This is a genomic window from Neoroseomonas eburnea, assembly GCF_018129005.1.
GTDB lineage: Bacteria > Pseudomonadota > Alphaproteobacteria > Acetobacterales > Acetobacteraceae > Neoroseomonas > Neoroseomonas eburnea.
Genome location: NZ_JAAEDL010000006.1, coordinates 40916 through 66380, shown reverse-complemented (window position 1 = coordinate 66380; position 25465 = coordinate 40916). Strand labels below are relative to the sequence as shown.

Sequence of the window (25465 nt, the reverse complement as noted above, 5' to 3'; positions counted from 1 at the left end):
GGGAGGTTCGGTGGATCGGATGGAAATGGAGCGCGAAGGCGCCTCCGGCGGCATCAGCCGGACCTTCAGCCTGCTGCGGCTTCTCGGGCAAGCTGGTCCCAGCGGCGCTCGGCTCACGGAAATCGCCGCACGCGTCCAACTGCCGCGCCCGACGGTGCACCGGCTGCTGCGCGCGCTCGTCGCCGAGGGTGCCGCCGACTTTGATGCACGCAGCAAGCGCTACACGCTCGGCCTGGCGTTGTTCATGCTGGCGGCCCGCGCCGGCGACGTGCGCGGCCTGCGCGACATCGCGCGACCGACCCTCCTGCGGCTCACCGCGGCGCTGGGCGAAACGCTCTTCCTCCTCGTCCACAACGGCTACGACGCCGTCTGCATCGAGCGCAGCGCGGGGCCGCTGCCGATCCGCTCCTTCACCGGCGACATCGGCGGGCGGGTGCCGCTCGGCATCGGGCAGGGCTCGGTCGCCATTCTCGCCTTCCTCCCGCCCGCCGAGCAGGACGAGATCATCCGGCACAACCTGCCGCGCATGCGGGATTTCGGCGGTCCCGACGAAGCCTCGCTGCGCGCGGAGCTCGCGCAGGTGCGACGGGATGGCTTCTGCGGCGGCGCGACCGGCCTCATCCCCGGCATGGCGGGGCTCGGCGCACCGATCCTCGACCGCGAGGGGCGCCCCGTCGCAGCCCTCAGCATCGGCACGACGACGGACCGGCTGACGCCCGAACGCCGCGCCGTGATCGCCGGGATGCTGATGCGCGAAGCGAATGCGATCGGGGCCAACGTCAATCCCTTCGACCCGACATTGCGCCGCGCCGGGGCGGCGATGGCGGGCGCCGGCCTCGCCTGAAGCCTCACACCAGCCGATGACGACAGGCGCAGCGGGCGCTTATGCTCGCCGCATGACGAACCCCGATCCGACCTCCATCGCCGGGAAGACCTTCCCGCTGCGCGGGTCCTTCGGCCAGGTCGTGGTCGGCGCCGGCGCGGCCGGCATCGCCGCGGCCCGCGCCGCTGCCGCCGCGGGCATGGCAACCCTGCTGGTGGACGAACATCCGCTCGATCCCGGGCTCTTCGGCCTCGACATTCCCTACCTGTTCGGGGCGCGGCTCGATGCCGCGACGCGCAATGCGGCGCGCATGGAGGAGCGCATCGTCGCCGCCCGCCCGGACCTTCTGGCGGCGATGGAGGAAGGCGTCGAGGTCGCGCTCGGCGTCGCCGCCTGGGGCGGCTTCGTGAAGGGTGTGACGAGCCGCGCGATGGCGCGGCCGCTCCTTGGCCTCGCCGATCGCGAGGCGGCCTGGCTCGTCGGCTTCGATCGGCTGACGATCGCGACCGGTGCGCGCGATGTCGTGCTGCCCTTCCCCGGCTGGACGTTGCCGGGCGTGGTGGGCGCACGCGGCTTCGACGCGGCGCTGCGTCTCTATGGCGCATTCTCCGGGCAACGGCTTGCCGTGCTCGGGGGCGGCGCATTGGCCGATGGCGTGGTCGCGGCGGCGCGCGCCGCGGGGCTCGATGTGGCGCTGCATCGCACGACACCGGCACGCCTGCGCATCCTCGGACGCGAGGAGGTGGCCGGCATTGCCTGGCAGGATGGCGCCGCCTGGCGCGAGACCGTCTGCGACACTGTCGTAATGGCGGTGGACACGGTGCCGATGGTCGATCTGCCCGATGTGCTGGGCTGCGCGATCGCCTGGGATGCGGCGCGGGGCGGTTTCGCGCCGGCACTCGGCGAAGACGGTCGCGCCAGCCTGCCGGGCGTGACGATCCTGGGCGACGCCACGGGCACGGCGCCGATGGCGCGGGCGGCGTGGCTCGATCTGGCCCTGGAGGAAGCCGAGACGCTGGTCTGCGCCTGCGAGGAGGTCGGCGCCGGCGACCTGCGGGCGCTCCGACCGCCGCGCTACCTCGACGCCCCGGGGCCGCAGGCGGGACTGGCCGCGCTGGGGCCGCTCAATCAGGACCAGGTGAAGCGGCTGACGCGCGCCGGCATGGGGCCGTGCCAGGGGCGGCGCTGCAGGGAAGCCGTGCATGCCCTGCTCTCGCACGATGGCCCGGCGCCCCTCGCCTCGCATCGCGCCCCGGTGCGGCCGCTGCCGCTCTCGGTCCTCGCGGCGCTGGAGGAGGACCCGGCGCTGCGCGCCAACTGGACAGGTTGGTTCGGCATCGCAGCACAGTGGCTGCCGCATTGGGAACCGGCCCCCGCGGATGCCGAATACATCGGCGGCCGCCTCAGCCCGGAGGACGTGGTGAAGTGATCGTCATCGTCGGCGGCGGCGTCACCGGTCTCTCCACCGCCTTCTGGCTTGCGCGCGACGGCCATCCGGTGACGGTGGTCGAGAAGGGCATCGTCGGCTGGGAGGCGAGCGGCCGCAACGGCGGCGGCTGCACCCATCCCTATTCGCCCCTGTTCCGGGAGGAGCAGCGCCTCTGGCCGATGATGGACGATTTGCTCGGCCATCCGACGGAATGGCGGCCGCACCGGCTGAAGGTGGCGCTGGACGAGGGGCAGCTCGATCGTCTGTGGAAGTCGACGAGGCTGGCGACGGATCAGGGCTTCGAGGCCGCGACGCTCGACCGGGCCGAGTTGCGCGAACTGGTGCCCTGGGTCGGCGACAATGCGGTCGGTGGCATCCATTGGAAATATGGCGGCCATGCCAATCCGCAGCGCACCAGTCAGGCCTATGCCTGGGCGGTGGAACGCCACGGCGGGCGCATCCTGCAGCACACCGCGGCGCGCGGCATCCGCGTGCAGGGCGGCCGCGCCGTAGCGGTGGAGACGAGCGCCGGTCAGATCGGCTGCGATGCGTTGGTGATCGCCGCCGGGCCGCACACCGCCGCGCTGGCGGCGCCGCTCGGGCATCGCGTGCCGATGGCGCCGGCGCGGGTGGAGATGATCGTCACCGAGCCGCTGCCGCCGGTCGCCATCGGCGGCGTGGACGGCAACGGGCTGTATGGGCGGCAGACGCTGCGCGGCAACCTCGCCTATGGCGGCGGGCCGCATGAATGGATCGACCTCGATGGCGAGGCGACGCCGCGGCCGGTGAACTCCCCCGTGGTGGCGAGCCTGGCGCGGCGACTGAACGAGTTGTTCCCGCGCCTCGGCCATGTGCGCGTGATCCGCTCCTGGGGTGGGATCGTGGAGAACACGCCGGACGGGCGGCCGATCCTCGATCGGCTCGAGGATCCGGGCAATGTCGTGGTGGCGAGTATGTCCTCGGTCGGCTTCGGCCTGTCGCCGGCGACGGGGCGGGCGCTGGCGCAACTCGTGCTGCAGGGGCGCTGCGACTTCGCCGATCTGTCGCAACTGAAGCTCTCGCGCTTCGGCAATCTGCCGCTCGACTGGCGCAGCCGGCAGGGCTGGGACGCCCTGCCGGTGTGAACCTCCGGCGTCCTCCGGCGCCGGCGCTCGATGCGCCAATGCCGGACGCGCCGCCTTTCGATGGCCGACTACGCCCAGGCCCAGTCGTAGACGTTCCAGGTGATGTCCGTGACGTACTGGTTCGGCGTCGGCCCCTGGAGTTGCTTGCGCTTGAGATGCCCCTGCACCGAACCGCCCTGCGCGGCGAAGGGTACCTCCTCATGCAGGATGGCCTGGATCTGTCGGTAGGTCCGGATGCGGTCCGCCTGCTCGGTCTGGGTCACGCCGAGTTCGAGCAGGCGATCCACCTCCGCGTTCTCGTACTGCACGTAGTTGCTGCCCTGCCGGTGCTTCACCGGGATCATCCTCGAATGGCAGCGCGCCGTGTAGTCGGGATCAAGGCCCACAGTGGGATCCCAGGCGACCAGCAGCGTGTCGAAGCGGGACTGTGTCGTGTACTCGCCCCACACAACCGAGGCCGGCATGTTGCGGATTTCCATCTCAACGCCGATCGCCTTCCAATTCTGCTGGAACAGCGCCTGGCAGCCCTGTCGCGCAACATTGCCGGCAGTGGTGGACATGGTGAATTTCAGCTGCACGCCGTCCTTGGCGCGGATGCCGTCCGCCCCCCTGCGCCAGCCGGCCTCGTCGAGCAGGCGCTCCGCGCCGGCGGCATCGTTGGTATAGTCGCGCAGGTCGCCGTTGTAGGCCCAGTGCGTCGGCTGGAGGTAGGACAGCGTGCGCGGCCAGGTGCCGAAATAGATGTCGTCGATCGACTTCTGCATCTGCGTCGCCATGGTCAGCGCGCGGCGGACGCGCGGATCGGCGAATTGGGGCTTGCCGCAATTGTAGTAGATGAACTGCACATTCGGCGTCGGATAGAGCAGGAAGTCACGGTCAGGGAAGGCCCGCGCCTCCGCCCACCGGTCATTCGGCACGCCGCCGAGCGCGAGGTAGTCCACCTCCCCCGTCCGCGCCTGGCCGTAGGCGGCCATCTGGTCGGGCACGAACTTGTGGATGAACTGTCGCACCTTGGCCGGGCCGCGGTGGTAGTTCGGGTTGCGCTCATAGACCATGTGGCTGCCGGCGGTGCGGCTGCGCAGCAGGAACGGTCCGGTGCCGATCGGCTGGCTGTTGAAGGCCGCGGTCTGGATGTTCTGCTCCCGCGAGAGGATATGGTGCGGCACGATGTGCATGTTCTGCCACGCCCAGAGGAAGGGCACGAAGGGGCGCGAGAGTTCCATCTCGACCGTGTGGTCGTCCTTCACGCGGAAGGCCTTGATCAGGTCGAAGCCCGAACGGCTGCGCACCGCCACGTTCGGGCTCATGATGGTCTGGTAGGTGAACTCGACGTCCTTCGCGGTGAAGGGCTGGCCGTCGCTCCACTTCACGCCGCGCTTCAGGTTCACGGTCCAGGTCAGGCCGTCGGCAGAGATGCCGCCGTTCTGGCGCGACGGCACCTGCGCGGCGAGGTTCGGGATGAAATTGCCCTTGTCGTCCACGTCCCACAAGGCATCGAACAGGCAGGCTTCCGGCACGTTCTCCGTCCCGGCGTTGACGTAGAGCAGCGGGTTGAACTGCACCGGCTCCTGCGTCATCGCCAGGATGATGCGGTCGCGGTTGATGGACTGGCCCCGGACGGTCGGGGCGGCGAGCAGCATGGCTGTGCCGGCCGAACCTGCCAGCACGCCGCGGCGGGAGATCCTGATGGTCATGTCGCGAGCCTCCTTCTTGTTGGTTGTCACGGATCCATGCGCAGGCGCGGGTCGAGCGCGTCGCGCAGCCCGTCGCCCAGGAAGTTGAAACCCATCACCGTCAGCGTGATCGCCGCTCCGGGAAGGATGGCGAGCCAGGGCACCGTATCGAAATATCCCTGGGCGTTGGTGAGCATGTTGCCCCAGGAGGCGAGCGGCGGCTGCACGCCGTAGCCGAGATAGGAGATGTAGCTCTCCATCAGCACCGCCGAGGCCACCTTCAGCGTCGCCGCCACCAGGATCGGCGCGGCCGCGTTGGGCAGCAGCTCCCGGAACATGATGCGCGCGCGGGAAGCGCCGAGGGCCCGTGCGGCGGCGACGAAATCCTGTTCCTTCAGATGCAGGATCTCGGCCCGCACGATCCGGCTGACCTCCATCCAGGACGTCAGCCCGATGACGAGAGAGATGGACACCAGCGTCGGCGGCACGAAGGCCGCGACGACCAGCAGAAGGAACACCTGCGGGAAGCAGAGCATGGTGTCGACGAAGCGCATCAGCACCGTGTCGGCAATGCCGCCGAGATAGCCCGCAGCGATGCCGATCAGCGCCCCGGTCATCACCGTGGTGACCATCGCCACCAGTCCGACCGTCAACGACACGCGCCCGCCATGCAGCAGGCGGGAGAGCGTGTCGCGCCCAAGCTCGTCCGTCCCGAGCGGGAAGTGCCAGTCCGCGAAGGGCGCCCGAAAGCGCAGCGCGGTGTCGAGCAGCGTCGGGTCCTGCGGCGCCAGCACGGGCGCGAACAGTGCCGAGGCCAGCAGCAATGCCACCACCATCCCGCCGGCCAGCGCCAGCCGGTGCCGGCGGAAGCGCGCCCAGACACGCCCGGCCTGGCTCTCCGGCGCGGCGGCAGTGGCGCTCACCGCAGCCTCACGCGCGGGTCGATCGCCGCGATGGCGATGTCGGCCAGCAGGTTGCCGAGGATGACGAAGATCGCGGTGAACATCATCATGCCCATCAGCACGGGGTATTCCTTCATGCCCAGAGCATCGACGAAGAGCCGCCCCATGCCCGGCCAGCCGAAGATCGTCTCGGTCACCAGGGCGCCGGAGAAGAGGAAGGGCACCTCGACGCCGAGCAGCGCGATCAGCGGCTTGGCGGCATTGGGGAAGGCGTGGCGCAGCAGGCGCGCCCGCGGCGGCACGCCCTTGGCGCGCGCGGTGCGCATGTAGTCCTGGTGCATCACCTCGAGGAAGGCGGAGCGCGAATAGCGGCTCCAGGTCGCGGTGATGACCAGCGCCAGCACCAGCGTCGGCAGGACCAGGTGCTGCAGCAGGGAGAGAATGTTGCCCTCCTCCCCCAGCTCCCACATGCCGCCGGAGGGCAGCCAGCGCAGCTCGATGGCGAAGACGAAGATCGCCATCAGCCCGAACCAGAAGGTCGGGAAGGACAGCGCGAAGAGCGCCCCCGTGGTCGCCAGCACGTCGAAGACCGAATAGCGCTTCACCGCGCCGAGCACGCCGATCGACAGGCCGAGCAGGATGGCGACGGACAGCGCGCTGCCCATCAGCAGCAGGGTCGCCGGCAGCCGTTCCAGGATGACGTCCAGCACCGGCCGCCCGCCGAAGAAGGTGTAGCCCCAATTGCCCGAGAAGATGCCGGTCGCCCATTTCACGTATTGCACATGGATCGGCTGGTCGAGGCCGAAGATGATCCTGATGCGCTCGATGTCCTGCGCCTGGATCGTCGGGTTCAGCGTGTAGACCGCGAGCGGCCCGCCCGGGGCCAGGTGCATCAGCCCGAAGCCGATCAGCGAGACGCCGATCAGCAGCGGAATGGCCTGCAGCAGCCGGCGCGCGACGAAGCCGATCATGGCGCCTCCAGATGGCAGGCGACCGCATGGCCGGAAGCGACGATGCGCGACGCCGGCGCTTCCTGCGCGCAGCGCGGCATGGCGTGCGGGCAGCGCGGGTGGAAATGGCAGCCGGAAGGCGGGCTCGCCGGGCTCGGCACATCGCCCTGCGGCACCTGGCGGGCACGGCGGCGGCCGGGCACGGGTTCCGGCACGGCCGAGAGCAATGCCTGGGTGTAGGGGTGACGCGCGTCGAAGAACAGCGTCTCGCGCGGTGCGGTCTCCACCACCCGGCCGAGATACATCACCGCCACCCGGTCGGCGACATGGCTGACCACCGCGAGGTTATGCGAGATCATGACATAGGCGAGACCGAGCTCCGCCTGCAGCCGTTTCATCAGGTTGATGATCTGCGCCTGGATGGAGACGTCGAGCGCGCTGACCGGCTCGTCGCCGATCACGAGTTCCGGTTCCAGCGCCAGCGCGCGCGCGATGCCGATGCGTTGCCGCTGCCCGCCGCTGAATTCATGCGGGTAGCGCCGCGCTGCCTCGGGCGGCAGGCCGACGGTGCGCAGCAGCGCGGCGACGCGATCGGCGCGGTCCCTGGCATCGCCGATGCGATGGATCTCGAAGGGCGCGGCGAGGATGCCGCCCACCGTCATGCGCGGATTGAGGCTCGCATAGGGGTCCTGGAAGACGATCTGCATGCGCCGGCGGAACGGCGCGAGCTGCGCCTGGCTATGGCGCGCGATGTCCTCGCCGCCGAAGCGGATGCTGCCGCCGGAGGGCTCGATCAGGCGCAGGATCGCCTTGCCGGTGGTGGTCTTGCCGCAGCCGCTCTCGCCCACCAGCGCAAGGGTCTCGCCGCGCGCGACCGAGAGGTTCACGCCATCGACCGCGCGCACCGTGCCGATGCGCCGCCGCAGCAGCGCCGAGCGGATCGGGAAGTGGACCTGCAATCCCGCGACCTCGAGCAGCGGTTCAGCCATCTTCGGGGTTCCAGCAGGCCGCGCGGTGGCCGGGCGCGAGCGGCAGGAGCGCAGGCGCCTTCGCCGCGCAGCGCGGCTGGGCGCGGCCGCAGCGCGGCGCGAAGGCGCAGCCCGCGGGCCGTTCCGCCGGCCCCGGCACCATGCCCGGGATCTCGGGCAGCGTCGGTTCCGGCCTGCGCTCGATGCGCGGGATGCTCGCCAGCAGGCCACGCGTGTAGGGATGCCGCGGCGCGGCGAAGAGCGAAGCGACCGGCGCCTCCTCCACGATCCGCCCGGCATACATCACCGCGACGCGGTGCGCGGTCTCGGCGATCACCGCGAGGTCGTGGGTGATGAGCAGGATGGCGCTGCCGATCTCCCGCTGCATCGCGGCCAGCAGGTCGAGGATCTGCGCCTGCACCGTGACGTCGAGCGCGGTGGTCGGCTCATCCGCCACCAGCAGGGCAGGCCGGCAGGCGAGTGCGATGGCGATCATCGCGCGCTGCCGCATCCCGCCCGAGAGCAAATGCGGATAGGCCCGCGCCACGCGCGCCGGATCCGGGATGCCGACCAGGCGCAGCATCTCCTCCGCCCGCATCGTCGCCATGCGCGTCGACAGGCCGAGATGCCGCACCATCGGTTCCGCGATCTGCCGCCCCACCGTCATCACCGGGTTCAGCGAGGTCATCGGTTCCTGGAACACCATGGAGACGGTACGTCCACGGAGCGCCGACATCTCGATTTCCGAGAGCCGCATCAGGTCCGTGCCTTCGAGCACCACCTCCCCGCGCGGCATCTCCGCCAAGGGCGGTTCGAGCAGCCGCATCAGCGTCAGGGCTGTCAGGGTCTTGCCGCTGCCGCTTTCGCCCACCAGGCCGAGCGTCTCGCCGCGGTTCAGTTCGAAGGAGACGCCGTCCACCGCGCGCAGCACGTGCGGCGGTACCGGGATGTGGACCGTCAGGTCGCGAACGGCCAGCAGGGGGCCTTCGGCGGCGGCCGCTCTCGCATCGCGCGGGAGGGTCGCCGCCGCTGTCACGCTGCGGAGCCTTGTACCGGCGGCGGCGCGGGGCGCGTCATGCGATCACCACGCCATGGGAGGCGCCGGCCTCAAGCAGCCAGTGGAAGAAGGGCTCGGCGAGGGTCGAGAAGACCGTCAGTTCGAAGCTCGGCGCGTCATCCACCTGATGCACCAGGCAGGAGACATGCGCGATCTGCGTCCCGGCCGCGCGACCCGGACCGAAGGCGCGCGGATGCAGGTCGATCCGGCAGCCGCGTGCCAGCACGGCGCGCGCCGCGGGGCCGGAGACGATGATGGTGGTGCGGCCGTGGCTCTGGTCCTCCACCGCCGCGAGGCCCGCGAAGGCCGCTGCCGCACGCGCGGCGAGCGCCCCTTCCGCGCCACGCGGTGCCGTCAGCATCCAGGCCCCGGGTTGGATCCAGACGGCGCTGGCGTCGCGGCCGGTGGCGGAACGGCCAGCCGCCGGCGGTGCCATGCCGAAGGTGTCCTGCATCGCCCGGGCCAGCGCTTCTTCGCGGCCTCGCCGGGCCATCACCTGCACCAGGTCGCGGCGCGGCAGCGTGACGCGCAGCGGCGCGTCGCCGGCCGCGCCGTGCCGGCCCGGTGTCGCGACGGCAGCCAGCGGGTGGGTCGGTTCAGGCGCGGACACGGAGATTCTCCGGATCGTGCATGTGGGGGCTGATGACCTTCACCGGCACTTCCTCCCCCATCAGCGGGTTCGCAGCCAACATCTCGCTGCCGATCCGCGCTTCGCCGTCGCGCAGCAGGCCGAGGCCGATCCAGCCAGGATCGACGACGGATTGCGTCGCGCTGGTGATCCAGCCCTGGCTGCTTCCGTCGCCGCCCGGCAGCAGCAGATGACACCCGGCACGGATCTGCCTGCGCGGATCGAGGCTGCGCAGCCCGACCAGCCGCGGCCGCGACGGGTCCGTCAGGCCGGGCCGCTGCGCCAGGACACGCCCGATGAAGTCGCCCTTCTTCTTGAGCATCCGGCCGAGGCCGAGATCCTGCGCCGTGGTCTGCCCGTTCAGCTCAGAACCTGCGACATGGCCCTTCTCGATGCGCAGCAGGCCGAGTGCCTCCATGCCATAGGGCTCGATGCCGTGCGGTGCGCCGGCCGCCATCGCGGCCTGCCAGACATGCGCCGCGTAGCCGGCCGGCATGGCGATCTCGTAGGCGAGCTCGCCCGAGAAGGAGATGCGGAACAGCCGCGCCGGCACGCCGGCGGCCATGCAGTCGGCCACCGCCATGAAGGGGAAGGCCTCGTTCGACAGGTCGAGCCCGCTGACCACGCCGGCGATGACCTCGCGCGCCTTCGGTCCCGCGATGGCGATGCCCGCCCATTGGTCGGTGATGCTGGCAAGGCTGACATCCAGCTCCGGCCACACGCTCGCGAGGTGGAATTCGAGGTGCTGCATCACCGGCCCGGCCTGCGCCGTGGTGGTGGTGACGAAGAAGCGGTCCGGTCCGATGCGGCTGGTGGTGCCGTCGTCGAAGACGATGCCGTCCTCCCGCAGCATCAGCCCGTAGCGCGCGCGCCCGACCGGCAGGGTGGAGAAGGTGTTGGCATAGACGCGGTCGAGGAAGATCGCCGCATCCGGCCCTTCCACCGCGATCTTGCCAAGCGTCGAGACATCGCAGATGCCGACGCGCTCGCGCACCGCGCGCGCTTCCCGCAGCACGCTGGCCCAGGCGTCGGCATCCTCGCGCTTCGGGTAGTAGGCCGGGCGCTTCCAGATGCCCGCATCCATCCACACCGCGCCGGCGGCCTCATGCACCGCATGCAGGGAGGTGCGGCGCGTTGGCTGGAAGTGGGCGCCGACCCCCTCCCCCGCCATGGCGCCCCAGGCGATGGGTGAGGTGTAGGGCCGAAAGCGCGGCAGGCCGACCTTGGCCAGCGGCTCCCCGCGCGCCTCCGCGAGCACGGCAGCGCCCACGATGCCGCCGGTCTTGCCCTGGTCCGTGCCCATGGCGTGGGTGGTGTAGCGCTTGGCGTGCTCGATATGACTGAAGCCCTCGCGATGCGCGAGGCGGATGTCGTCGGCGGTGACGTCGTCCTGGATGTCCACGAAAGCCTTGCCGCGGCCCCTCACCTCCCACAGCGGATGCGGCCGATGGTCGGGCGCCGGCGCGTCGGGCAGCGCAATATCCGGTGCAGCGGCGAAGCCGGCGGCGATCGCGGCGGCGCGCCCGGCGGCGGCGCCATCCGCCGCGGCGGCGCCGATGCCGTGGACGCCGCGGCAGGCGCCGGCGCTGCGCTCGCGCTGCGCCGGCGGGCCCGGCACGAAGGCCTGCAGCCCCTCGTCCCAGGCGAGTGCTGCGCCGGACATGCTGGCCAGGTGCACCGCCGGGTTCCAACCGCCCGAGATCATCAACAGGTCCGCCGCGACGGCATCGCCGCGCCCGGACCCGCCGGCCGCGCGCAATTCGATGCCGCGCAGCGCCGTGCCGCCGACCGTCGCGGACACCACGCTGCCGGCCCTGACGGCGAAGCCGGCTTCCCGCGCGCGCTGCATCGCCGGGCTGTCCGGTCGCGGGTCGATGATGGCGGCGATGCGGGCGCCGGCCTCGGCGAGGGCGAAGGCAGCGTCGTAGGCGCCGTCATGCGTGGCGAAGAGCGCCACGTTCTCCCCCGCCCGCACGCCAAAGCGACGCGCATAGCTGCGCGCGGCGCCCGCCAGCATCACGCCGGGGCGGTCATTGCCGGGGAAGGCGATCAGGCGCTCATGGGCGCCGGTCGCCAGCACCACTTCCCGCGCGCGAATGGTCCAGCTCCTCTGCCGCGGCGTGTGCGGCGGCGGTTCCGGCAGGTGGTCGGCGACGCGTTCCACCGCGCCGAGCACGCCCTGGTCGTAGAAGCCGAAGACGGTCGTGCGCGGCATGATTGTGACCTCGGGCATCGCCGCAAGGGCGGCGAGCGCCTCGGTGCGCCAGGGTTCCAGCCCCGGCTCGTTCAGCAGGTCGCCGCCGGGCAGGGCATCCTGCTCCGCCAGGATCACCCGCGCGCCGGTCGCGCCCGCCGCGCGCGCCGCGGCCAGCCCGGCGGCGCCGGCGCCGACCACCAGCACATCGCAATGCGCGTGCGCCGCCTCGTAGCGGTCGGGGTCAGGCAGGCCCGAGGCTCGGCCGAGGCCCGCCGCCTTGCGGATCAGCGGCTCATAGACCCTTTCCCAATAGGCCGCGGGCCACATGAAGGTCTTGTAGTAGAAGCCGGCACCGAGCCAGGGCGCGAGCAGCCCGTTCACCGCCATCCAGTCGAAGGCGAGCGAGCCGCGCCGGTTCTGGCTGGTGGCGGCAAGCCCATCGAAGAGTTCCACGACGGTCGCCCGCGTATTGGGTTCCCGCCTTGCGCCGTCGCGCAGTTCCACCAGCGCGTTGGGTTCCTCGACGCCGGCGGAGAAGATGCCGCGCGGCCTGTGGTACTTGAAGGACCGCCCCACCAGCCGCACGCCGTTGGCGAGCAGGGCGGAGGCGAGGGTGTCGCCCGGATGGCCCTCGTAGCGCCGGCCATCGAAGGTGAAGGAGACGCGCCGCGTCCGGTCCACATGGCCGCCGGCGGCAAGGCGATGTGGCTGGCTCATGCCTCCGGCACCTCCAGCGCCTCGGTCGCCGTCGCGACAGCGCGGATCTCGTGCGTCACGGTGTGGCGCAGCACCTTGAGGAAGGCACGGCAGCCCGCACCGTGCTGCCACCATTCCACCTGCCAGCCACGCGGGTTGCGTCGCTCGTAGAGGTAGCCGTGGAAGGCCTCGATCCCATCCTCCGGACCGGGGCGCGTGACGGTCGCGTCGCCACGGTAGGAGAATTCGGCCTCGTCGCGCGGGCCGCAATGCGGGCAGGGGATGCGCAGCATGCTACTGCGCCCAGAAGAAGGGGCCGTTGCCCCGTTCGTCGAGCATGCGGCCTTCCCGGAAACGGTCGAGGGTGTGCGCGGCGTTCAGCCGGTGCGGCTCGTCCTTCGCGATGGTCCAGGCATGGCACCAGCCCGAGCCCGGCGTCGCCTTGAAGCCGCCGTAGCACCAGCCCGCCGTCATGTAGAGGCCGCGCACCGGCGTCTTGCAGATGTAGGGCGAACCGTCCGGCGTCATGTCCATCACCCCGGCCCAGGAGCGCAGGCCGCGCAGCCGGCCCAGCGCCGGGATCATGCTGATGCCGGCGGCATAGACATGCTCCGCTTCCGGCAGAGTGCCGCGCTGGCCGTAGCTCGGGTAGCCGTCGAGCCCGCCGCCGAAGACCAGCCCGCCCTTGTCCGACTGGCTGATGTAGAAATGCCCGGCGCCGAAGGTCACGACGCAGTCGATCAGCGGCTTCAGCCCCTCGCTGACGAAGGCCTGCAACAGGTGGGTCTCGATCGGCACGCGGAACCCGGCCATGTCCGTCAGCGTGCTGGTGTGGCCGGCGACGGCCAGGCCCACCTTCGGCGCGCGGATCTCGCCGCGCGTGGTGCGCACGCCCTGGATGGCGCCGCCTTCCACGATCATGCCGGTCACTTCGCAATGCTCGATGATGTCGACGCCGCGCGCATCGGCCGCATGGGCGAAGCCCCAGGCGACGGCGTCGTGCCGCGCCGTGCCGCCGCGCCGTTGCAGCAGCCCGCCCATCACCGGGTAGCGGCCATTGTCGAGATCGACGAGCGGGCACATGGCCTTGACGCCGTCGCGGTCGAGGATCTCGGCGTCGATGCCGTTGAGCCGCATGGAATTGCCGCGGCGCAGCGCGGCATTGCGCTGCGCGTCGTTGTGGAAGAGGTTGATGACGCCGCGCTGGCTCATCATCACGTTGTAGCCGAGCGACTGCTCCAGCCCTTCCCACAGCTTCAGCGAATGCTCGTAGAAGTTGTTGTTCTCGGGCAGCAGGTAGTTGGAGCGGACGATCGTCGTGTTGCGCCCGGTATTGCCATGGCCGATCGGCCCCTTTTCGAGCACGGCGACATTGCGGATGCCATGGACCTCGGCGAGGTAGAAGGCGGTGGCGAGGCCGTGCCCGCCGCCACCCACCACGACGACATCATAGGAGGATTTCGGCGCCGGCTTGCGCCACGCCGGCTGCCAGCCGCTGTTGCCGCGGAGGCCTTCTGCGAGGATGCGGAAGCCCGAATAGCGTGGCATCGCCGTCCTTGAACTGTCTTTCTGAACTTTAGGGGCCGCCTTTCGCCGCTGGCAACCCGCTGGCTGCGGCCCTGTCCTCAGCTAAGCCGCGATCGGCCTGATGGATGGGCAGTGCGGGGCGCCGCCACACCGCGGCAGCCCGCCTCCAGCGCCACCGTCGCAGATTCTTCACCGAATGCGTAGTTTCCCCATGCGGCTGTTCCCGCCACATCGCACTCACCGCCGGCCATCCGGCCGGCGGCGATCCTCACAGCGACGGACGCCATGCCCGATATGCACACAGCCCCGATCCCCGAGGACGCCAAGATCGACGCTTCGGAAGAACTCGGCACCTCCAACCCCGATCCCCGCCGGCCGATCGGCGAGATCATCGAGGCGCGCTACGGCCGCCGCGCCCTGTTCGGCGCCGGGGCGGCGGCCGCGGCACTCGCCGCCGGCGCCCTGCCGGGCGAGGCCGAGGCGCAGGGCGTCCCCCGCGCGGGCGGCCCCTCCACCCTGAGCTTCCCCGAGATCCGCCACCAGCTCGCCCAGACCGAAGCGGTTGCCGAGGGCTACGAGGTCCAGACGGTGATCCGCTGGGGCGACCCGATCCTCGCCGATGCGCCGGACTTCGTGCCGGGCCGCAGCACGCCGGACGCCCAGGCGAAGCAGTTCGGCTACAACAACGACTACCTGGACTTCTTCCCCCTGCCGCAGGGAAACAGCGGCTCCGACCACGGCCTGCTGGCGGTGAACCACGAATACACCAACACCGCGCTGATGTGGCCGGGCCTGCCCTCGGGCCGCACCGGCTCGGTGCGCGCGAGTGCCGAACAGGCGAAGACCGAGCTGCTTGCCCATGGCATGTCCATCGTCGAGATCCGCAAGCAGAACGGCCGCTGGTCCTACGTGAAGGAGAGCCGCTTCAACCGCCGCATCACCGGCGAGACGCCGATCCGCGTCTCCGGCCCCGCGGCGGGGCATGAGAAGCTGAAGACCAACGCCGACCCGACCGGGCTGCGCGTGCTCGGCACGCTCAACAACTGCGCCGGCGGCAATACGCCCTGGGGCACGGTGCTGACCGCCGAGGAGAACTTCAACGGCTATTTCGGCGGCGCCGAGGCGGCCAACCAGCAGAACCCGCAGCATGCCGCCTGGCGCCGCTACGGCATCACGCAGAATGCCTGGTATTCCTGGCCGCAGCACATGGAACGCTTCGACCTCGGCAAGGAGCCGAACGAGCCGAACCGTTTCGGCTGGGTCGTTGAGTTCGACCCCTATGACCCGACCAGCGAGCCGGTGAAGCGCACCGCCCTCGGTCGCTTCAAGCATGAGGGCTGCCACCACGCCGTCAGCAAGGATGGCCGCGTGGTGATCTACATGGGCGACGACGAGCGCTTCGAGTTCGTCTACCGCTTCGTCACCGCCCGGCCCTTCGACCGGCAGAACCGCGCCGCCAACCGCGACCTGCTGGACGAAGGCACGCTGTCTGTCGCGAAGCTGTCGGATGACGGCAAGGTCGAGTGGCTGGATCTGGTGCATGGCCAGGGGCCGCTCACCGAAGCCAACGGCTTCCGCAACCAGGGCGACGTCGTGATCAATGCCCGTCAGGCGGCGAGCCTGCTCGGCGCGACGCCGATGGACCGGCCGGAGGATGTCGAGCCGAACAAGACGACGGGCCGCGTCTATGTCATCCTGACCAACAACGACCGCCGCACGGCGCAGCAGGTCAATGCCGCGAATCCCCGCGCGCGCAACACCCAGGGCCATGTGGTGGAGATCATCCCGCCGGGTGCCGGCACGGCGGAGGTGGACCACGCCGCGAAGGAGATGCGCTGGGGCCTTTTCCTCGTCGCCGGTGCACCGGGCATCGACGCCGGCGCGCAGTATCACCGCGCCACCAGCCCGAACGGCTGGCTGTCCTGCCCCGACAACTGCGCCTTCGACAGCAAGGGCCGGATCTGGATCGCCACCGACGGCGCGCCGTCGGCGGCGGGGGTAGCGGATGGCCTCTACGCAGCCGACACCACGGGCCGCGGCCGTGCCCTGACGCGGCTGTTCTATCAGGCCCCGACCGGTGCGGAGGTCTGCGGGCCGCTCTTCACGCCGGATGACCGCACGATCTTCCTCGCCATCCAGCACCCGGGCGAGGACAGCGGTTCCACCTTCGAGCGCCCGTCCACACGCTGGCCGGACTTCGCCGAGGGCGTGCCGCCGCGACCGTCGGTGATCGCCATCGTGAAGAAGGACGGCGGTCCGATCGGCGATTGATACCGGCCAGCCTATCGGCTGGCTCGCTATCAGAGTCTTGGTCTGGCGCGCGGCCGCCCCACCAGCCCCGCGCGCCAGACCGCTCGAAGCCCTTGCTGGTTCGGACGGCTGCAGCCGATCGGGCGATCCCACCCGATCGAGGTCTGCAGGAGGGCCGCAGCCGAAGGGGGCGTTCGCGCCCCCGCTCGACGTTGCCGATCGGCCCTTCCCGACGTCACGGCTTCTTCACCGATCCGTCATCGGGAGGTCCCGGGCCGCGTGGCACCCGGCGCCGTCCCGACCAAGGAGCCGCCCATGATCACCCGCCGCACCGCACTCGCCCTGCCGACCCTTGCCCTGCTGCCGCCCGCCGCCGCCGCGCAGTCGGACTGGCGCGCGCAGGTGCCGGAACTGCGCTTCGGCATGATCTCGGTGGAGAACGAGCGCGATGCCGTCGCCCGCCTCCAGGGATTCCAGGCCTACATGCAGCGCAGTCTCGGCGTGCCCTGCCGCGTCTTCCGCGGCACCGACTATGCGGCGGTGGTGGAGGCACTGCGCTCCGGCCATGCCGAGCTCGCCTATCTCGGCCCGGCCTCCTACGGCCTCGCCCGCCGCATCATGGGCGAGCGCGTCGCCCCGGTCTTCCGCTACCTCGATAACGCGGGAATGGAAGGCTACCACAGCGTCATGATCGTACGCACGGACAGCCCCTTCCAGCGCGTCGAGGACATGCGCGGCCGCTCGCTCGGCTTCAGCGATCCGAACAGCACCTCGGGGTTCCAGGTGCCGGGCTGGTTCCTCCGCCGGCAGGGCATGGACCCCGCCACCTTCTTCTCCCGCACCGGCTTCACGGGCAGCCACGAGCAGGGCGTGATGGCGGTGATCAACGGCACCTACGACGCGGCCGTCGTCGCCTATTCAAACGAGAACCGGAACACCTTCCAGCGCATGGTGGAGAAGGGGATGATCCAGGATGGCCAGGTCCGCGTGATCTGGCGTTCGCCGCTCATTCCCAACAGCCCGATCGTGCTGCGGATGGACCTGCCCGAGAGCTTTCGCACCGAGTTGACGGCTGCACTGGCAGCGATGCCCCAAGGCGATGCCCAGGCGTTCCGCGAGATGTCCTCCGGCGCGCGCGGCCTTGTGCCCGCCCGGCACGAGGACTACGCGGACATCATGGCGATCCTCGAGGAGAACGCCGCGCGCCGGCGCGAGCGGCGGTCCTGAATGGCCAGCGCCGCCGTCCTTGCCGCGGAAGACCATTGGCGTGCGGCACGCGCGCGGCGGCGTCGCGGTCTCCTGCTCGGCGGCCTCACCTTCCTCGCCGCGGTGCTCGCCGCCGGCTGGGTGGGTGAGGTCAGCCTCACGCGGCTGGGCCGCGGCCTGCCGCTCGCCTGGGACTATGTCAGCCGCACCCTGCCGCCGCTGCACGCGCAAACACTGGGCGCCGATCTCGCCGACTGGATGTGGGGCTTCCCGGACTGGCTGGCGCTACTCGGCGACACGCTGCTGATCGCCTATGCCGGCACCGTGCTGGGAGCGGCGGCGGGGCTGCTGCTGTCCTTCCCGGCGGCGGCGACGCTGGCGCCGCCCTGGGCGGTGGCAGCCGCGCGGCGGTTCCTGGAGTTCGCGCGCACCGTGCCGACGCTCGTCCTCGCGCTCGTCTTCGTCTACGCCTTCGGCCTCGGCGCCTTCGCCGGCATGCTGGCGATCGCGCTCCACACCGCCGGCGCCCTCGGCAAGCTGTTCGCCGAGGAACACGAGAACGCCGCCCTCGGCCCGGTGGAGGCGGTGCGCGCCACCGGCGGCGCCTGGGCGGCGCAGATGCGCTTCGGCGTGTTGCCGCAATCCCTGCCCGGCATGCTCTCTCTCGGCCTGCTGCGCTTCGAGATCAACGTGCGGGAAGCGAGCGTGCTCGGCATCGTCGGCGCCGGCGGCATCGGGGAGGAGCTCTATCTCGCCGTGCGCCAGTTCGAATACCAGGACATCTCCGCCATCCTGGTGCTGATCCTGGCGACTGTCTCGGCGATCGATCTGCTGTGCGGCGCGCTGCGCCGGCGCGCGCTCGGGGCGCGCACGGCATGAACCGCCTTTCCGCCACGCCGCTGATCTTCGGTGCGGGCTTCCTGATGCTGCTGGTCGGGCTGTGGCGCATCGATGCCTCGCCGGAGCGCATCTGGACCGGGCTGGGCCGGCTCGGCTGGCTGGTCGCGCTGATGTGGCCGCCTTCCCCCGGCGGGGCCTTCGCGGACCTGCTGAAGGGGCTCGCCGAGAGCCTGGCGATGGCGTTCCTCGGTTCGCTGCTCGCGGCGGTGGCGGCGCTGCCGCTGGCGCTGCTCGGCGCGGGGAACGTGGTGGGCTCGGCGCTGCTGCGCTTCTCGGCCAGGCGCATCTTCGACGGGCTGCGCGGCATCGATGCGCTGATCTGGGCACTGATCTTCGTCTCCGCCGTCGGCATGGGGCCCTTCGCCGGCATCCTGGCGCTGGCCGTCTCGGACACCGGCACGCTGGCGAAGTTGTTCTCCGAGGCACTGGAAGGGGCCGACCGCCGCCAGGTCGAGGCGGTCCGCGCCGCCGGGGCGGGGCGTGGACTCGCCATCCGGCTCGGGCTGCTGCCGCAGGTGGCGCCGGTGATGCTCTCCCAGGTGCTCTACACGCTGGAATCGAATACGCGCTCTGCCACCATCCTCGGCGTGGTGGGCGCCGGGGGCATCGGCCTCGCGCTGTCCGACCGCATCCGCATCAACAACTGGGACGAGGCCGCCTTTATCATGCTGATGATCCTTGCCATGGTCGCGGCGATCGACCTGGCAAGCCGGATGATCCGCCTGCGCCTCATCCGCCCCTAGAGCAGATCCCGATCAGGTGGAATCACCTGATCGGGTAAAGATGCTCGCGAAATCAATGGCTGGAGCGGTTGCCGTGAGCCAAGGCGAACGGGAACCGCTCCAGCATCCGTTCGACAACCGCAAGGCGACCATGGTCCACGATCCTGCCTTCACCAGCCCCGGCCGCTTCTGGAAGGGCAACATCCACACGCATTCCACCCTGTCCGACGGCATGCTGGCGCCGGAGGCGGTCTGCGCGACCTATCGGGACGCCGGTTACGACTTCCTGGCCCTGACCGACCACTTCCTGCCGAAATACGGCTTCCCGATCGTGGACACGCGCCCCTACCGCACCAGCCGCTTCACCACGATCCTGGGCGCCGAACTGCATGCCCCGGCGACGGCGCTCGGGGAACAGTGGCACATCCTCGCCGTCGGCCTGCCTGCCGATTTCGCGCCGACCGCCGCGGAGGAGAGCGGACCGGCCCTTGCCGCGCGCGCGCTGGCCGCCGGCGCCTTCGTCGCCATCCCGCATCCCGCCTGGTACGCGCTGACGATCGAGGATGCGCGCAGCATCCCGGGCGCCCATGCCGTCGAGGTCTACAATCACACCTCCCAGCTCCGCACCGAGCGCGGCGACGGCGTCTACATGGCCGACCTGCTCCTGGCGGAGGGACGCCACATCAACCTGATCGCCGTGGACGACGCCCATTTCGCCTGCCCCGACGCCTTCGGCGGCTGGCTCATGGTGAAGGCCGAGGCGAATGAGCCGGAGCCCCTGCTGGAAGCGATCAAGTCCGGCCGCTTCTACTCGACCCAGGGGCCGCTGATCCACGACATCGCCTGGGGCACGGATGAGGTGGAGGTCACCTGCTCCCCGGCGGCGAGCGTGATGGCGCTGGGCCGCGGCTCGCTCGCCGTGCAGTCGGTGCAGGCGAACCAGACGCGCGTGCGGCTTCCGATCGGAAAGCTGCTGCCTGGCGGCTTCGCGCGCATCGTCGTCGCGGATGCGCAGGGGCGGCGCGCCTGGGCCAATCCCGTGCTCATCGCACGCTGAGGGAGAAAGCAATGACCCGCGTCATCATGGTGGCCCTCGACGGCCTGCGTCCGGACATGGTGGACGCCACCGCGACGCCGAACCTCTTCGCGCTCGCCGCTGCGGGCACGCGCTTCGCCAATGCGCGCAGCGTCTTCCCCTCCGAGACGCGGGTGGCGACGCCCTCGCTGATCACCGGCTGCCGTCCGGGCGGCCACGGCATGGTGGCGAACACGCTGTTCGACGCCACCGTCGCGCCGGACCGCCTGTTGCGCACCAAACTGGTGGAGGACGTTCTCGCCATGGCGGCGGGCGCGGAATCGCCCTTGCAGCGGCCGAGCCTGGCCGAGCGCCTGGCCCCTGCCGGCCGGCGCTTCGCGCTGGTCAGCGCCGGGACCGCGGGCGCGGCACGGCTGCTGCACCCGGCGGCGGAGCGCCTCGGCAGCTTCCGCTGGAACGTCGAGGACAGCGCCGGCATGGCGGCAGAGGAGGTGCGCGCCGCGCTCGGCGCCACGCCCGCCCATGGCATGCCGAATACGCCGCGCGTCGAATTCGCCGGACGCGTGCTGCTCGAGCACGTGCTGCCTCGGCATCGCCCGGACGTGGCGTTGCTCTGGCTGTCGGAGCCCGACATCTCCTTCCATTGGGGTGGGCTCGGCGCGGCGGCGACGCGCGACGCGCTGGCCGCGGCGGATGCCGTGCTCGGCCGCATCCGCGCCTGGCGCGAAGCACAGCCCGATGCGGCGGAGATCGCCATCATCGTGCTGTCCGACCACGGCCACGTCACCGGCCGCGGCAAGCGCTGCCTGCGCACCGAACTGCAACGCGCAGGCTTCCGCGCCGGCACCGGCATGGCGCCGGAGGTCGATGTGGTGGTGGCCCCGGCGGCCGCTCCCGGGATCTGGCTGCGCGATGCCGCGCTGGCGCCGCTGATCGCCGATTTCCTCGCAGCGCAGGATTGGGCGGGGCCGCTGCTGGCACGCGACCCGTCCATCCTGCCGGAGGGGCGCACCGTTCCGCTCGCCCTGCTCGGCAGCGCCCATGCACGCAGCGCCGACCTGGTCGCGACCTTCGCGGGCGAGGAAGCGCCGGACGAATGGGGCCTGCCCGGCTTCGCGCCCTTCGACGCGCCGGACGTGCCGGAGGGCGGCGGCATGCATGGCGGCTTGCACCGCGCCGAACTCGCCACCGTGCTCGTGATGGAGGGCGGTCCGTTCCGCCGCGGTGCGGTGGCCGAGGAACCGGCGGACCTGACCGACATCGTGCCGACCGTGCTGCATGCGCTCGGGCTGCCGGTCGAAGGGATGGAGGGCCGCCCGCTGCGCGCCGCGCTCGATGCTGCGGCGGACGCGCCGCCGAACCGCGAGGTGCTCGACCTGCCGGGCGGTTTCGTGCTGGAAGCGATGCGCGCGCCCTCGGGCCGCTTCTACCCGACGGCGCTGCGTCGGTCCTGACTCAGCGGCGCCAGGCCTGGGTGAGGCGCCCAAGCGCCGCGCCCAGCCCAAGCTGCCCAAGCTTCGCCGCGGTGGTGACGCCAAGGATCACCACCGCCATCGCGGCGGCCGCGCTGGCCTGCCCGGCCTCATCCATGTGGACGACGGCGACGGAGGCGGGCTTGGTGTCCGGGCCGTAGAGGAAGATCACCGCGCTGACCGTCGTCATGGCGTTGACGAAGAGGTAGACGGCAATCTCCAGGATCGCGGGCAGGCAGATCGGCACCGTGACGCGGGCGAAGGTGACCCAGACCGGCACGCGCAGCGACGCGCCGACCGCCTCGAATTCCGGATCGAGCTGGCGGATCGCGGTGACCGCCGTCAGATGGCCGACCGTGTAGAAGTGCACGATCGAGTTCAGCACCAGGATCGCCATCGTGCCGTAAAGCAGACCGAGCGGATTGGCCGGGTGGTTGAAGAACAGGATGTAGGCGAGGCCAAGCACCAGTCCCGGCACCGCCAGCGGCGTCGTCGCCGCGAAGCGCGTCAGCGCCGGCACGCTGCCGCCGGCTGGTCCGCGTTCCAGGACGTAGGCGACGACGAAGACGATCACCGTGCCAAGCACGGCGACCAGCGCGGCCATGCGGACCGAGAACCACACGGCACCCCAGCCCGCGGTGTCGAAGCGCGAGAAGTCGTAGTTGTCGAGCGTCAGCGACAGGTCATAGGGCCAGAAGCGGATCAGCGAACCCCACGCCGCGACGCCGACGATCCCGAACAGTATGGCTGCCACCAGCATGCAGAAGGCGAACAGCGGCACGTCGCGGCGGCGACGCGGCCTGGGCCGCAGCGGCACGGCGCGCCCGCTCAGCGTCCCGGCGCGCTGCCGCGTCGCCCAGCGGTCGAGCACGAAGGCGATCACCGCCGGCACCAGCAGCACCAGGCCGACGACCGCGCCCATGTTGAAGTCCTGCAGCCCGACCACCTGCTTGTAGACATCGGTGGCGAGCACCGGGAACTGCCCGCCGATCACCTTCGGGATGCCGAAATCCGTCACCACCAGGGTGAAGACGACCACCCCGGCGGAGACCAGCCCGTAGCGCGCGCCGGGCAGCGTGACCGTGAGGAAGATGCGCAGCCGCGTCGCCTTGAGCGCCTCAGCGGCTTCATAGAGACGGGCATCCGCCGTCGAGAGCGCGACGCAGAGGATCAGCGCCGCCGCCGGGAAGCAGTAGAAGACCTGCGCCGCCACGATGCCGGCCGGGCCGTAGATGCTGCCGCCGGCCAGCGCCCATTTCAGCATGCCCTGGTTGCCGAACAGGGTGATCAGCGCCAGCGCCGGCAGCAGCGAAGGGGCCAGCAGCGGCAGCATCATCACCGCGCGGAACAAGGGCTTGAAGGGCACGCAGGCGCGCGTCAGGGCATAGGCATAGGCGAAGGCGATCGGCACCACCAGCACCGCGGTGAGCGCCGCCGTCCAGATGCTGTTCCACGCTGCGCGAAGCAGTGCAGGCGTCGCCGCATAGGTGACGAAGTTCGTGAGGCCGGCAAACTCGCCCTCCCGCGTCTCGAAGGCACGGACCAGCAGCGTGCCGAGCGGCAGCGCGAGGAAGAGGCCCAGGAAGACCAGCGCCAGGACCAGGCCCGCGCGCATCAGGCGCTGATCCGCCGAGAGCACGGGGCGCGAGACGGCGACGCCGCGCAGCGCCTCAGACATCCTCGGGGAACACCATCAGCCGCTCCGGCGGCAGCGTGACGGCGATCTGCGCGCTGGGCTCGGCCGCGAGGTCCATCAGCTCGGCGGGCGCCGCGGATGCCATCAGCGCGAGGGGTCCGGCCTGCAGCGAGACACGGCATACCGGGCCAAGGAATTCGAGGCCCGTGACCTGGGCCGGCAGCGCCCCCGGCGGCGCAGCGGAAGCAGGGTGCAGCGCGACATGCTCGGGCCGCACGAAGACGAGGACGCGGCTGCCGTAGAGCAGATGGCGCGCCGCCTCCGCCTGCAGCCGGATACCCTGGGCGAGGATGCTGCCGGCGGGGCTGTCCACCATCGCCTCGAAGCGGCTCGAATGGCCGATGAAGCCCGCGACGAAGGGACTCGCCGGGCGATCGTAGACTTCGGCCGGCGTGCCGATCTGCTCGATGCGGCCGCGGCTCATGACCACGATGCGGTCGGAGACGCCGAGCGCCTCCTCCTGGTCGTGGGTGACCATGATGGTGGTCACGCCGAGGCGCTGCTGGAGCGACCGGATCTCCTGCCGCAGGTGCTGCCGCACGATGGCATCGAGCGCCGAGAGCGGCTCGTCGAGCAGCAGCAGCCCCGGCTCGTTCGCCAGCGCGCGTGCCAGCGCCACGCGCTGCTGCTGGCCGCCCGAGAGCTGCGCCGGGTACTTCGGCGCCTGGTCCGCCAGGCCGACCAGGCCGAGCAGTTCCGCCACGCGTTCCTGCACCCGCCGGCGCGGCCATGCCGGTCCGCGCAGACCGTAGGCGACATTCTCCGTCACCGTCAGGTTCGGGAACAGCGCATAGGACTGGAAGACGATGCCGAAATCGCGCGCGGCGGGCGGCAGGAAGGTGATGTCCCGCCCGGCCTGCAGGATGCGGCCCGTGCTGGGCGGATCGAGCCCGGCGATGCCGCGCAGCAGCGTCGTCTTGCCGCAGCCCGAAGGGCCGAGGAAGGTCACGAACTCGCCGCTGCGCACCGCGAGGTTGACGCGGCGCAGCGCGACGAAGGTGCCGAACTGCTTGCCGACGTCATGGACTTCCAGATACGGCACGGCCTGCTCGCCGCCGGGCGTGTCGCCCGGCGCCAGCCGCCCGTCGGAGGCGTCCAGATCCTGCCGATGGGCGGTCATTGCAGCACTCCGGCCGTGATGTTCAGTTCCGCGGCGCCGACTTGCCGTCGAAGCGGCGCGCCCATTCGCGCAGCAGCTCATCGCGCCGTGCGGCGACGGCGCGGAAATCGGCGTTCACCAGGCGCTCGCCGAAATCCGCGGGGTAGTTGCGCACGGAGGGCTCCACGCCCGGCAGGGCGAGCAGCGCGTAGTAGCGGCCATAGAGCTCCATCGCCGGCCGCGACACCGCGAAGTCCGCGAGGCGCCGCGCCGCCGCCTGGTTGCGCGTGCCGCGCAGGATCGCCGTCGCCTCGAGGTCGAAGCCCACGCCGTCGGTCGGCACGATGATCTCGATCGGCGCGCCCTGATTGCGCAGCGTCACCGAGCGCATGTCGAAGGAGATGCCGACGCCGTATTCGCCGCGCGCCGCGTTGTTGCAGGGCGCCGAGCCGGAGTGGGTGTAGACCTGGATGTTGTCGTGCAGGCGGGTCATGTAGTCCCAGGCACCCTGTTCGCCGCGCGCACCGATCCAGCCCGCCATGGTCAGGAAGCCGGTGCCGGAGGAATTCGGGTTGGGCATCACCACCTGGCCGCGGAAGGCCGGCGCGAGCAGGTCGTTCCATGTCGTCGGGCGCGGCAGGTTGCGCTGCTGCGCCACCACCGTGTTGAAGCAGATCGCCGAGACGAAGGCATCCATGCCCGTCCAGGTCATCGGGCTGCGGTCGCTGCGCATGTTCGCGCGCAGCGCCTCCGCCCCCTGCGGCGTGTAGGGTTCGAGCATGTCCATCCCCTCCATCTGCAGCAGGGAGAAGACCGACAGGCCCCACACCATGTCGGCGCGCGGGTTGGCGCGCTCGGCGATCAGGCGGGCGGTGATGACGCCGGTGGAATCGCGCACCCAGGCGATCTCGACATCGCGCAGCGCCGCCTCGGCCGCCTGCTTGAAGGGGGCGAGCTGCTCGTTCTCGAGCGCGGTGTAGACCGTCAGGCGCGTGCGCTGCTGGGCCTCCGCGGCCGGCGCCAGGCCGGCGAGAGCAAGGGCGAGGAGAATGACGCGGCGCATGTTCGGAACTCCCGATCCGTAGGTGCGGCGGCTGCGTAGCCCACAGC

The 25465-nt window shown here is 71.1% G+C and carries 21 protein-coding genes; 9 read left to right on the top strand and 12 right to left on the bottom strand.

Annotated elements, in window-relative coordinates; translation table 11 throughout:
* Nucleotides 1-19 precede the first annotated feature (19 nt).
* Genes GXW74_RS07860 through GXW74_RS07850 form a run of 3 tightly spaced genes read left to right on the top strand, consistent with a single transcriptional unit; the run spans nucleotide 20 to nucleotide 3376 of the window.
* Nucleotides 20-844: an IclR family transcriptional regulator gene (locus tag GXW74_RS07860; RefSeq protein ID WP_246523078.1), complete on the top strand. Its 825-nt coding sequence runs from the start codon at nucleotides 20-22 to the stop codon at nucleotides 842-844.
* A 52-nt stretch (nucleotides 845-896) separates the two neighbouring features.
* The gene (locus GXW74_RS07855) at nucleotides 897-2252 is read left to right on the top strand and encodes a (2Fe-2S)-binding protein (RefSeq protein ID WP_211845931.1); all 1356 of its coding nucleotides are present in this window, start codon (nucleotides 897-899) and stop codon (nucleotides 2250-2252) included.
* Nucleotides 2249-3376 carry an NAD(P)/FAD-dependent oxidoreductase gene (locus tag GXW74_RS07850; RefSeq protein WP_338148178.1) on the top strand — a complete coding sequence of 376 codons (1128 nt, stop codon included), beginning with the start codon at nucleotides 2249-2251 and terminating at the stop codon, nucleotides 3374-3376. Before GXW74_RS07855 ends, GXW74_RS07850 begins: the two co-directional genes overlap by 4 nt.
* Nucleotides 3377-3444: 68 nt before the next feature.
* Here GXW74_RS07850 and GXW74_RS07845 read toward each other — a convergent pair whose 3' ends face one another.
* Genes GXW74_RS07845 through GXW74_RS07810 form a run of 9 tightly spaced genes read right to left on the bottom strand, consistent with a single transcriptional unit; the run spans nucleotide 3445 to nucleotide 13995 of the window.
* Nucleotides 3445-5070, bottom strand: a complete 1626-nt coding sequence (locus tag GXW74_RS07845) for a peptide ABC transporter substrate-binding protein (protein ID WP_211845930.1) — start codon at nucleotides 5068-5070, stop codon at nucleotides 3445-3447.
* A gap of 26 nt (nucleotides 5071-5096) precedes the next feature.
* Nucleotides 5097-5972, bottom strand: a complete 876-nt coding sequence (locus tag GXW74_RS27920) for an ABC transporter permease (RefSeq protein WP_338148177.1) — start codon at nucleotides 5970-5972, stop codon at nucleotides 5097-5099.
* Complete coding sequence (locus GXW74_RS27915; protein ID WP_246523052.1) at nucleotides 5969-6922, bottom strand: ABC transporter permease; 954 nt, start codon at nucleotides 6920-6922, stop codon at nucleotides 5969-5971. The genes GXW74_RS27920 and GXW74_RS27915 overlap by 4 nt, the downstream gene beginning before the upstream one ends.
* The gene (locus tag GXW74_RS07835) at nucleotides 6919-7890 is read right to left on the bottom strand and encodes an ABC transporter ATP-binding protein (RefSeq protein WP_211845929.1); all 972 of its coding nucleotides are present in this window, start codon (nucleotides 7888-7890) and stop codon (nucleotides 6919-6921) included. The genes GXW74_RS27915 and GXW74_RS07835 overlap by 4 nt, the downstream gene beginning before the upstream one ends.
* Nucleotides 7883-8905 carry an ABC transporter ATP-binding protein gene (locus GXW74_RS07830; protein ID WP_338148176.1) on the bottom strand — a complete coding sequence of 341 codons (1023 nt, stop codon included), beginning with the start codon at nucleotides 8903-8905 and terminating at the stop codon, nucleotides 7883-7885. Before GXW74_RS07830 ends, GXW74_RS07835 begins: the two co-directional genes overlap by 8 nt.
* A gap of 37 nt (nucleotides 8906-8942) precedes the next feature.
* Nucleotides 8943-9536: a sarcosine oxidase subunit gamma gene (locus tag GXW74_RS07825; protein WP_211845928.1), complete on the bottom strand. Its 594-nt coding sequence runs from the start codon at nucleotides 9534-9536 to the stop codon at nucleotides 8943-8945.
* Entirely contained in the window at nucleotides 9523-12468 is a 2946-nt protein-coding gene (locus GXW74_RS07820) for a sarcosine oxidase subunit alpha family protein (protein ID WP_211845927.1), read from the bottom strand. Before GXW74_RS07820 ends, GXW74_RS07825 begins: the two co-directional genes overlap by 14 nt.
* Nucleotides 12465-12740 (bottom strand): sarcosine oxidase subunit delta, encoded by a 276-nt coding sequence (locus GXW74_RS07815; RefSeq protein WP_246523051.1) that lies wholly within the window; start codon nucleotides 12738-12740, stop codon nucleotides 12465-12467. Before GXW74_RS07815 ends, GXW74_RS07820 begins: the two co-directional genes overlap by 4 nt.
* A gap of 1 nt (nucleotide 12741) precedes the next feature.
* The gene (locus tag GXW74_RS07810; protein ID WP_211845926.1) at nucleotides 12742-13995 is read right to left on the bottom strand and encodes a sarcosine oxidase subunit beta family protein; all 1254 of its coding nucleotides are present in this window, start codon (nucleotides 13993-13995) and stop codon (nucleotides 12742-12744) included.
* A 273-nt stretch (nucleotides 13996-14268) separates the two neighbouring features.
* On the opposite strand from GXW74_RS07810, the gene GXW74_RS07805 reads away from it, so the two are divergent.
* The 6 genes from GXW74_RS07805 (at nucleotide 14269) to GXW74_RS07780 (ending at nucleotide 21542) form a co-directional block, all read left to right on the top strand.
* Nucleotides 14269-16245: a PhoX family protein gene (locus tag GXW74_RS07805; protein WP_211845925.1), complete on the top strand. Its 1977-nt coding sequence runs from the start codon at nucleotides 14269-14271 to the stop codon at nucleotides 16243-16245.
* 294 nt (nucleotides 16246-16539) lie between these two features.
* On the top strand, nucleotides 16540-17451 hold the full coding sequence (gene phnD, locus GXW74_RS07800) for a phosphonate ABC transporter substrate-binding protein (RefSeq protein WP_211845924.1): 912 nt from the start codon (nucleotides 16540-16542) through the stop codon (nucleotides 17449-17451).
* Complete coding sequence (gene phnE, locus GXW74_RS07795; protein WP_211845923.1) at nucleotides 17452-18309, top strand: phosphonate ABC transporter, permease protein PhnE; 858 nt, start codon at nucleotides 17452-17454, stop codon at nucleotides 18307-18309. It begins immediately after the preceding gene.
* Nucleotides 18306-19073: a phosphonate ABC transporter, permease protein PhnE gene (gene phnE, locus GXW74_RS07790; protein ID WP_211845922.1), complete on the top strand. Its 768-nt coding sequence runs from the start codon at nucleotides 18306-18308 to the stop codon at nucleotides 19071-19073. The genes phnE (GXW74_RS07795) and phnE (GXW74_RS07790) overlap by 4 nt, the downstream gene beginning before the upstream one ends.
* Before the next feature lie 73 nt (nucleotides 19074-19146).
* Nucleotides 19147-20109: a PHP domain-containing protein gene (locus GXW74_RS07785; protein WP_211845921.1), complete on the top strand. Its 963-nt coding sequence runs from the start codon at nucleotides 19147-19149 to the stop codon at nucleotides 20107-20109.
* Nucleotides 20110-20120: 11 nt separating this feature from the next.
* Complete coding sequence (locus tag GXW74_RS07780) at nucleotides 20121-21542, top strand: alkaline phosphatase family protein (protein WP_211845920.1); 1422 nt, start codon at nucleotides 20121-20123, stop codon at nucleotides 21540-21542.
* Nucleotide 21543: 1 nt separating this feature from the next.
* Here GXW74_RS07780 and GXW74_RS07775 read toward each other — a convergent pair whose 3' ends face one another.
* The 3 genes from GXW74_RS07775 to GXW74_RS07765 are packed head-to-tail and all read right to left on the bottom strand — an operon-like array spanning nucleotide 21544 to nucleotide 25418.
* A complete protein-coding gene (locus GXW74_RS07775; protein ID WP_211845919.1) occupies nucleotides 21544-23238 on the bottom strand; it encodes a putative 2-aminoethylphosphonate ABC transporter permease subunit in 1695 nt (564 codons plus the stop codon).
* Nucleotides 23231-24376, bottom strand: coding sequence for an ABC transporter ATP-binding protein (locus tag GXW74_RS07770; protein ID WP_211845918.1), 1146 nt, complete (start codon nucleotides 24374-24376; stop codon nucleotides 23231-23233). The genes GXW74_RS07775 and GXW74_RS07770 overlap by 8 nt, the downstream gene beginning before the upstream one ends.
* A 22-nt stretch (nucleotides 24377-24398) precedes the next feature.
* Nucleotides 24399-25418 (bottom strand): putative 2-aminoethylphosphonate ABC transporter substrate-binding protein, encoded by a 1020-nt coding sequence (locus GXW74_RS07765; protein ID WP_211845917.1) that lies wholly within the window; start codon nucleotides 25416-25418, stop codon nucleotides 24399-24401.
* Nucleotides 25419-25465 lie beyond the last annotated feature (47 nt).